Annotated in this window: 8 protein-coding genes; 6 read left to right on the plus strand and 2 right to left on the minus strand. The window is 69.3% G+C overall.

Annotation, left to right across the window (positions count from 1 at the left end; all coding sequences use genetic code 11):
• Window positions 1-41: 41 nt before the first annotated feature.
• Window positions 42-590 carry an ATP-binding protein gene (locus ACH4OA_RS34355; protein WP_397973399.1) on the plus strand — a complete coding sequence of 183 codons (549 nt, stop codon included), beginning with the start codon at window positions 42-44 and terminating at the stop codon, window positions 588-590.
• A 104-nt stretch (window positions 591-694) separates the two neighbouring features.
• On the opposite strand, the gene ACH4OA_RS34360 is transcribed toward ACH4OA_RS34355, so the two are convergent.
• Window positions 695-1,867, minus strand: a complete 1,173-nt coding sequence (locus tag ACH4OA_RS34360; protein WP_397973401.1) for an epoxide hydrolase family protein — start codon at window positions 1,865-1,867, stop codon at window positions 695-697.
• A gap of 82 nt (window positions 1,868-1,949) precedes the next feature.
• Here ACH4OA_RS34360 and ACH4OA_RS34365 point away from each other — a divergent pair, with 82 nt between their 5' ends.
• From ACH4OA_RS34365 to ACH4OA_RS34375, 3 genes are all read left to right on the plus strand, one after another.
• Complete coding sequence (locus tag ACH4OA_RS34365) at window positions 1,950-2,504, plus strand: CGNR zinc finger domain-containing protein (RefSeq protein ID WP_397973404.1); 555 nt, start codon at window positions 1,950-1,952, stop codon at window positions 2,502-2,504.
• Between the two features lie 400 nt (window positions 2,505-2,904).
• Window positions 2,905-3,756, plus strand: a complete 852-nt coding sequence (locus ACH4OA_RS34370; RefSeq protein ID WP_397973406.1) for a putative RNA methyltransferase — start codon at window positions 2,905-2,907, stop codon at window positions 3,754-3,756.
• Between the two features lie 14 nt (window positions 3,757-3,770).
• Complete coding sequence (locus tag ACH4OA_RS34375; RefSeq protein ID WP_397973408.1) at window positions 3,771-4,670, plus strand: IS5 family transposase; 900 nt, start codon at window positions 3,771-3,773, stop codon at window positions 4,668-4,670.
• 10 nt (window positions 4,671-4,680) lie between these two features.
• Here ACH4OA_RS34375 and ACH4OA_RS34380 read toward each other — a convergent pair whose 3' ends face one another.
• The gene (locus ACH4OA_RS34380; RefSeq protein ID WP_397944637.1) at window positions 4,681-5,142 is read right to left on the minus strand and encodes a MarR family winged helix-turn-helix transcriptional regulator; all 462 of its coding nucleotides are present in this window, start codon (window positions 5,140-5,142) and stop codon (window positions 4,681-4,683) included.
• 38 nt (window positions 5,143-5,180) lie between these two features.
• Here ACH4OA_RS34380 and ACH4OA_RS34385 point away from each other — a divergent pair, with 38 nt between their 5' ends.
• Together ACH4OA_RS34385 and ACH4OA_RS34390 are read left to right on the plus strand one after the other, a co-directional pair.
• Window positions 5,181-6,224, plus strand: a complete 1,044-nt coding sequence (locus ACH4OA_RS34385) for an NAD-dependent epimerase/dehydratase family protein (RefSeq protein ID WP_397973410.1) — start codon at window positions 5,181-5,183, stop codon at window positions 6,222-6,224.
• Between the two features lie 298 nt (window positions 6,225-6,522).
• Entirely contained in the window at window positions 6,523-8,415 is a 1,893-nt protein-coding gene (locus ACH4OA_RS34390; protein WP_397973413.1) for an ATP-binding cassette domain-containing protein, read from the plus strand.
• The last annotated feature ends 844 nt before the right edge of the window (window positions 8,416-9,259 follow it).

Raw genomic sequence — 9,259 nt, forward strand, 5'->3', positions numbered from 1 at the left:
CTGCCCGTCCCTGCGGCCCGCACGACGCTAGCGTCGTGTCCATGATCGTATGGCTCAACGGCACGCACGGCGCGGGCAAGACGACGACTGGTGTGCTCGTCCAGCATCTGATTCCGGACTCACGGGTGTTCGACGCCGAGAAAGTCGGCGAGACGCTCATGGACATCGAGCCGGGACTGCCCGCGACGGACAACTTCCAACACTGGCCGCCCTGGCGGCCGCTCGTGGTGGAGACCGCCCGCCGCGTCCTCGACTACACCGGCGGAACCCTGGTGATGCCCATGACCGTTCTGGTCGAGCAGTACTGGCGCGAGATCAGCTCGGGCCTTGCCCAGCACGGCATTCCGGTCCGGCACTTCGTCCTCCATGCCGACCAGGACACCCTCCGCGCGCGCATCGCGGGCGACACCGTACTCGGCCCCGACTCCCCGTTCCGTCTCCGCTACCTTGAGCCCTACGCCGAGGCGGCCCGCACGTGGCTGCACGCCGAGGCCGAGGTCGTCGACACCACGCACCTCACCCCCGCCCAGGCCGCCCAGCAGATCGCCGAGGCCGTCAAGAGTGATCGCCGGCTGCCGCGACAGCCGTGACGACGGCGGAGGTGACCGACGGAGGCGAACCGGACGCGGTGGCACCGGCGTACCGGCGTACGGGGCGGCGAGGCCCTGCACTGCTTCACCGGGAACAGCCAGGTTCAGCGATGCGCGGCCAGCACTGCCGCGAGGCCCTCTCGCAGATCTTGGACGAAATACTCGGGCACCTCCAGCGACGGGAAGTGGCCCCCGACTTCGGGTGCCCTCCATCGGACGATCTGCCGGTACCGCTCCTGTGCCCAGGGGCGCGGACACTTCTCGATGTCGCGGGGGTACACGGTGAGGGCCGACGGGACGTCGACCCGGAGGTCGGGATCGAGCGAGTTGTGGCTTTCGTAGTAGATGCGGGCCGACGACGCACCGGTCCGCGTCAGCCAGTACAGGGTGACGTCGTCAAGGACGCGGTCCTTGGATATCGTCTCGAACGGGCTGTCCTCGGTATCCGACCACTCGGCGAACTTGTCGAGGATCCAGGCCAGAAGCCCGACGGGTGAGTCGACGAGCGAGTAGCCGATGGTCTGCGGTCGGGTCGCCTGCTGCTTCGCGTACGCCGCGCGACGGCTTCGGAAATCGCGGGTTTCCTCCACCCACTTGCGCTCGACCGCCGTCAGCCCGTCCGTCGTCAGCCCGGGCGGTGCCTCCGCCAACGTGGTGTGGATGCCGAGCACGTGCTCCGGGAACCTGCCGCCGAGGACCGTGGTGATATTGCCTCCCCAGTCGCCGCCGTGGGCTGCGAACTTGCCGTAGCCGAGCCTTCCCATCAGTTCCACCCATGCGGCCGCGATCTTTTCGACGCCCCACCCGGTGGCGGCGGGCTTGTCGCTGTAACCAAAGCCTGGCAGCGAGGGAATCACGACGTGGAACGCCGGCGCGTCTCCGTCCTCCGGATCCGCCAGCACGTCCACCACATCGATGAACTCGGCAATGCTGCCCGGCCAGCCGTGGGTCAGGATCAGCGGAGTGGCATCTGCGCGCGCGGATCGGCGGTGCAGGAAATGGATTCCCAGTTCATCGATGGTCGTACGGAACTGCCCGATCTCGTTGAGGCGTTCTTCGAACGACCGCCAGTCGTACCCGGTGCGCCAGTAGTTCACGACATCGACGAGGCCGGCGAGCGGAACGCCCTGTTCCCATCGGTGCGGGCCGGGCTCGGCGCGACGGACCGTCTCGGCCTCCGGCAGTCGCGTCGCGGCCAGCCGCGCGCGCAGCTCGTCGAGGTCGGCGTCAGTCGCGTGGGCTTCGAATGCGTGTACGTCGCCGGTGGGACGGGGCATGAGACCTCCTGGCCATCGCGGAACCGTCTAAGACGGTTCTAACAGCTCCGCACGCCGCGTTGCAACCGGCTAAGGTGGTTCCATGCGTGCTGCGTTCCCCGACTTCCGCCTCGGCAACGTGCTGACGACCAGCTTTACGGGGACTCTGTCCGAGCGTCTTGGCACCCCTGTCGAGCGCATTCCCACGCCGCAGCGACTCGTCGACTGGCTGGCACTGCACGGCCTCGCCGTGGACTCGTGCACCACTGCCCAGCTCGACCTCGCGCGGGACCTGAGGGAGGCGATCCACGCCGCCGCGACAGCGGCCGCGACCCAGGGCGCTCTCCCCGCGTCCGCCGTCCGAGTCATCAACGACCGCAGCGCGCAGGGACGGGCCGCGGTCGTCCTGACGCCCGAGGGTGAGCGGCGATGGCGGCTCGGCTCGGCTTCCCCTGTGGAAGATGCCCTCAGCGTGATCGCCGCCGACGCGATCAGCGTCATCGCAGGCGAACGGGACGGGAGACTGGCCTTGTGCGCCTCACCGACCTGCCGAGCCGTCTTCCTCGACACCAGTCAGAGCCGCACCCGGAAATGGTGCGACATGAACACCTGCGGCAATCGCCAGAAGAAGGCACGCTTCAACGCCAACCAGCGCTGACGCGCGGCGAACGAGGGCGGGCTGGACGGTCCCTTGCGGAGTCCGCCGTACCTCTAGTGCTGCTCCGCGGAAGTTCGCGGAAGGGGTGTTGGTCAGGCGGCCTTGAGTGGGGTCGCGAACTGCAACTGGAGTACTAGGCCATGTCTCCCAACTGCTCTGGGGCACTGAGACATGAGGGTTTCCGCCGTGCCTGTAGACTTATGACGTGGCATTCATGAGCACCCCGCACTGCTGCTTCCTGTGATCGGAAGGCGCTGAGGGCGATGCCGGACGGCGTCGCCCTCCTTGGTGTACCTGCTGCGAGAACCACGTCCCGATGCTGCCCGTTCCTTTCTGAGGCAGTGACGCTCTGATCGCGCAGGCACGATCCCTTTCCTTCACCCCTTGCCAGGAGTGCCTCGTGCCCGTGTCGCTTCCCCCTGCCCTCGATCTGTCCCTCGACCTGCTGCGTTGCCCGGCGTGCCGTACGCGCCGCCTGCACCCTGGCCACGGTGCACTGCGTTGCCCGGTGGGCCATACCTTCGACATTGCCCGGCACGGCTATGCCAGCCTGCTGACGGGCACCCGCGCCACCAGCGGCGACGACGCGGCCATGGTCCAGGCCCGGGACCGCTTTCTGTCCACCGGCGCCTACGCGCCCATCCGCGAAGTCGGGGCCCGCCTGGCGACCGATGTCGTGTCCGAGCAGGGCACGGTGGTGGATGTGGGGTGCGGCACGGGTTACTACTTGGCCGGCGTACTCGACCAGCTGCCTGGCGCCCGTGGTCTGGGACTGGAGACATCGGTGCGCGCGCTGCGCTTGGCGGCCCGTGCCCACGACCGAGCTGCCGCGGTGGCCTGGGATGTCTTCCGTCCCTTCCCGCTGGCCGACGGGGCGGCCGATGTCGTGCTGGACGTGTTCGCCCCACGCAACCCGGCCGAGTTCCACCGCGTGCTGCGTCCGACCGGTCGGCTGATTGTGGTCCGACCCACCGGGCGGCACTTGGCCGAGCTGCGTGGCCAGATGCCTGCAATGATCACGATCGATCCGGCCAAGGAGCAGCGCCTCCACCGAGCGCTCGACCCCTTGTTCGAGGCCGTCGTCACCGAGCAGGTGGAGTACTCCGTTCCCTTGACCAAGCTGAATGCCCTGGACCTGGTTGGGATGACGCCGAGTGCACGCCACGTGAGCCGCGCAGACCTCAACGACGGCGGCGTCCTGCCCGATCAGGTCACTGTCTCCGTGCTGGCCACCGCCTACCGGCCCCGGTGACCACGAGCGGGCGCATGCGCCTGCTGACCGACGAGCAATGGACACGCCTGGTGCCCTGCCTTCCCCGCAGCGCGGGGAAGGCAGGGCGTCCGTTCGCCGACCACCGCCGCATCGTCGAAGGGATCATTTATCGGTACCGCACGGGCATTCCCTGGAGAGATCTGCCCCGCGAAGCATTCGGTCCCTGGCAGACGGTGTGGAAGCGCCATCGAAGGTGGGCGGCGGACGGCACCTGGGACACGGTTCTGGCCCAAGTGACCGCCCAGGCCGATCCTGTCAACGGGATCGACTGGACGGTCGCGGTCGACTCGACCATCAACCGGGCCCACCAGCACGCCACGAATACGACCCGGCCGGAGAAGGACATCAGCGCTGTCACCTGCCAGAGCAAGAACGAAACTCCGGCTACCGGGGGCGAGCCGGCCGGCCACGCCATAGGCAGATCGCGTGGCGGTCTGACGACCAAGATTCATCACGCCGTGGACGGCAACGGCCGCCCGCTGTCCGTCGTGGTCACCCCTGGCCAGGTCCACGACGTACAGGTCCTCCCTCTCCTGCTGGGCGGCATCCGAGTCTCACGACTTGGCCCTGGCAGATCGCGCACCACACCGGACGCACTGCTCGCAGACAAGGCGTATTCCTCCCAACAGGTCCGCGACGACCTCGCGGTCCGTGGCATCCGCACGGTGATTCCCGAGCGTGCCGATCAGCAGGCCAACCGCAAGAGGAAAGGCCGCAGCGGCGGACGGCCGCGGACTCCGGACACCGAGACCTACAAGCGCAGGAAAGTCGTGGAACGATCATTCAGCCTGCTCAAGCAGTGGCGGGGCCTGGCCACCCGTTACGACAAACTCGCGATCGTCTACCGCTCCGCAGCCGTACTGGCGGCGATCATCACCTGGTTACGGAGTTGAGAGACACGACCTAGTGCCGCTGCCGCATTTTCGTGAGCAGCGCGAGCAGGGTGCGCTGCTCCTCCGCGTCGAGACCGGCGAAGAGGCCGGAGGCATGAAGTCGCGCCCTGAGCACCTCCCATAGTTCGTGCCCGCGTTCCGTCAGGACCAGGGTTCGCTTGCGGCCGTCGGAGGGGTGAGGCCGGCGAGCGATGAGTCCCACGCTCTGCAGTTTGTCGGCGGCGAGACTGACCGTCGAGGGATCGCAGCGGAGGCGGGCCGCCACGTCCCGCAGGGTGGGCGGCTCAGTTCCCGGCGCAAGCGCCCACAATGTGCCGGCGACGGAGGCCGGCACCTGGAACTCCCCGAGCACCTGGGCCACGACGGCGTCCGCGGAGTGCCCCACTTCCACGAGAACACGGACGATCTCGGCTTTCCGCTCGGCATCCGCGCGGTGAGTCGTCGATGTCATCGCATCACGGTCGGCAGTCATGGATCCATGGTACGTTCCCTATATCAATGAGAAACTCAATGAAGTTGGAGGAGTACATGACTCTCGGTGACAACGGTGAGACGGTGCTCGTCACGGGCGGAACGGGCTACCTGGCAGGCTGGGTGATCGCGGGCTTACTCGAGCGCGGCTACCGGGTGCGCACCACCGTGCGCAGCCTCGGCCAGGCGGAGCAGGTGCGTGAAGCCGTCAGTGGTCGCGCGGGCCAGGAGGCGGCCATGGGTATCCGGTTCGCCGTCGCCGACCTCCTCAGCGACGGCGGGTGGGACAGGGCCTGCGAGGGCGCCGATTACGTGATGCACACCGCGTCGCCGATGCCCTTCGGCTCAGGCGTGGACCTCGTCAAAACCGCCCGAGAGGGCACCCGCCGTGTCCTGGGCGCCGCCGCCCGCGCCGGGGTGAAGCGTGCCGTGCTCACCTCGTCCGGCACCACGGCCGGTGCGGGCGACTCGGGCACGCCCGCGACCGAAGCGACGTATGCCGAACCGTCCGGCACCCCGCAGCGCGCGTACCCGGACTCGAAGATCCTCGCCGAGCGCGACGCATGGGAACTCGCCGGAGCGGCCGGGCTCGAACTGTCCGCCATCTTGCCGACGTTCATGCAAGGCCCCCCACTGGGCACGCGGAACGGGGCAGGGACGACCGACGTCATCCGCCGCCTGCTCGCCCGCGAAATCCCCGCTGTCCCGAACATCGGCTGGAACGTCGTCGACGTCCGCGACATCGCCGAACTGCACCTTCTCGCCATGACGAGCCCCGCCGCCGCGGGGCAGCGTTTCCTCGCCTCGGGCAGCTTCCTGTGGTACCGGGACATCGCCCGCATCCTGCGCGACAAGCTCCCGGACGAAGCCGCCAGGGTACCCACGCGCACCATGCCCGACCTCATCGTCAAACTGCTGGCCCGAGTGAACCCGCAGATGGCGATGGTGCGCTCCGAACTCGGCCGCAAGAGGCTCGTCGACAGCAGCAAGGCACGCACGCTCGGCTGGCAGCCCCGCCCCACCGAACAGACGATCATCGACACCGCCACCGCGCTCACGGCCAAGGACTCGCCCGGCAAGTAGCTGCCGCCTCACCCGGAAGGGTTCTGCGCGGACGCACCCACGCGAGCCTCGCAAGAGCACCGCCCACTCCGGCCTCGAAGACACCACCGCCCATCCCCGCCCCGTAAGCACCACCGTCGGCGATTCGGCCAACCGTGCCGATGCGCAGACCTGGTACCTGGGCCGGGTCCATGCATCCTCCATGCGTCGCCACCCGCTCCCCCGTGGGAATCCAGGACCGGCCGAAACACATGTGTTCGATAGCCCGGCCGGGTCGTTGAGCCTCACAAGCACGCCGGACGACCGTCAGGGGGAACCCATGCCGACCTCTGCCTCATCGAACGAACAGCAGGACCCCGCGCCTCCTCCGCCACCGCCGGCGGAGATCACCTACAGCGGGCAGTACTCCGTCAATCCACTCGCCGAGGTCTCCTTCCGGCGGATGTGCGCGCAGATCCCGGCCGTCCTGGGCCGGATCGCCCGGCTGTCGTGGGAGACCGACCGGCGCGCCGTACAACTGCTGCTGGGCTGCCAGGTGGTCACAGGTGTTTCGGCCGCGGTGCTGCTGGCCGCCACGGCTCGCGCCATGGGGCCCGTCCTGGGCGACGGCTCCGCCGGCGACCGGCTGCACGGGGCCGCCCCGGCACTGGCGGTGGTCGCGCTCGCCGCCTCGCTCGGCCGCGGCGCGGCGGCGGTGGCCGCGTACGCGGAGCGGCGGATCAGCCCACGGCTGACCACGCAGACGGACAGCGCCCTGGTCGAGGCGGTGTGCCGGGTGGAGGCGTCCGCCTACGCGGAGGAGGGGTTCTCCGACCGGCACGAGGCGGCCGAGATGGGAGTGATCCGCACCCGGGTGATGGTCACCGACGCCCAGCGGTTCCTGTCCGCGCTGATCCGGATGATCACCGCCGGCGGGGTGCTGTCGGTGCTGAACCCGCTCATGCTGCCGCTGCTGCTGCTCGCGGTGCTGCCGGCCGGTGTGGGGGCGGTCCTGACCGCCCGGGTGGACTACGAGATCCACTACGCCAACGTCGCGGACCTCAACGTGCGCGGGATGATGCGCTGGTGGGCGACCACGTCCAAGTACGGCGACGAGGTCCGCGCCAACTCGATGACGGACTACCTGGTCTACTGGTACCGGGCCCTGTCCGAGCGGTGCGACCGGCGCACCCTGGCCGCCGCGCCCCGCACTCTGCGGATCGCGGTGCTCTCCGCGTTGGCCGGCGGCGTCTTCCTCGTGGCGACCTGGGGAGCCTTGGCATGGCTGGCGGTCTCGGGCCGGATCGAGCTGGCGGTCGCGGCCACGGCCGTCATCGCCGTGCAGACCACGCTCGCCGCGCTCTCCCAGGTCGTCATCAACGGCGCCGCCGTCTTCCACACCAGCCTCTACCTGAGCGACATGCAGGCGTTCCTCGACGACGCGGCCGCCCGCACGCCCCAGCGCGGCCCGAGCCGGCCCGCCGGCCAGGTGCAGCAGATCCGGCTAGAGGAGGTCGTCTACCAGTACCCGGGCAAGGACAAGCCCGCCGTCGACGGCGTCTCCCTCACCTTGGAGCGCGGTCGGATCCTGGCGATCGTCGGTGCGAACGGTTCGGGGAAGTCCACGCTCACCCGCCTGCTCACCGGGATCTACCTGGCGGACAAGGGCAAGGTCACCTGGGACGGCGCCGATCTGGCCGAGGTGGATCCGGCCGCCGTGTGGGCGCAGACCGGTCTGGTGCCGCAGATCTTCGCCCAGTGGCCGATGCCGGTCCGCGAGAACGTCACCCTCGGCCAGCCCCGCACCCATGACGACGCCCCGGTCTGGGAGGCGATCGACGCGGTCGGTCTGCGCGAAGCCGTCGACGACCTCCCGGCGGGTCTCGACACCCTGCTGTCCCGCGACGTCTTCGGCGGCTCGGAGCTGTCCGGCGGCCAGTGGCAGCGCATCGCCTGCTCCCGGGCTCTGTACCGGCGCCCCGGGCTGCTGATCCTGGACGAGCCGACTTCTCAGATGGACCCGCGTGGCGAGCACCAGATCTCCGAGCGGATCAAGGCCATCGCCCCCGGCCGCATCACCATCGTGGTCACCCACCGCCTGGAGAACACGAAGATCGCCGATCACATCATCGTCATGGAACACGGCCGGATCACCGAGCAGGGCCGGTACGACGACCTGGTCCACGCCGGCGGAACCTTCGCCGAACTCCTCCGGCTCTCCCAGGACCGCTGACCACGTGTCCCCCGTCCGCACGATCTGCACGCTCTGCGCTGGAACGAGGCCGCCGATGCCGGGTACCTGATCGATGCCGACCGTTCGGAACGGGCGCCGCGGTACGGGACTTCGTACGGCTGCCGGACGCGTGGATGGCCGTACGGGCGGCCGGAAAGCGGCGATCGACCGGACCGGGCGGTTCCGCGGCGGCTGCCACCAGGAGGCGCTTGCCCGTTCCGGTGAGAGCTTCACCGTTCGTGCTCGCGGCGACGGGAGCATGCTCTCCATCGCGTCGAGGTCGGCTTCGGGGTCGAGGTCTGCGCCGCCGCACTGGTTGAGGGGGCCGCCGATGGGGAGTCCGAGGAGGTGCCGCCGGCCGATCCGGTGCCGTGGGTGGTGCCGCCCGCCGCATGCGCACCGTTGTGCACGTTGGAGCAGCTGGTGCCGAAGGCAGGGGAAAGGAAGTCGCCGACTCCCCCCGCGCCGGCGGGCGCGGCAGCAGCAAGTCCCGCTCCCTAGGCGGCTGTGGTGAGCAAGATGGTCGCAGCTGTCCTCTTGGGGATCATGCCCGGATAACCGCGGCGTCCGGGAAAGGTCACTGCGGCGGCCACGGGTCGGAACGCCCTCTGAGGAGCCCCGGCCGGGCATCTGGTCGGGAGGCGTTCCGCGATGTGCAGAAAGGCGCTTGGTGTGGGTGATTGCCGTGCGATCACCCACACCAAGCGCCGCCGTTCAGGTTGACCGACAGGGCCTGGGTGCGCCGGTGTTCAGCTGCGTGGTGGTGCGGGTGTGGTGGTGGGTGCGGGTGTGGTGGTGGGGGTGGTGGTGGTGTTGTGGCGGGTGATGAGGGTGCGGGCGGTTT

Origin of the sequence: Streptomyces sp. NPDC017095 (assembly GCF_044332325.1) — a bacterium.
In the GTDB taxonomy this organism is placed as follows: Bacteria; Actinomycetota; Actinomycetes; order Streptomycetales; family Streptomycetaceae; genus Streptomyces.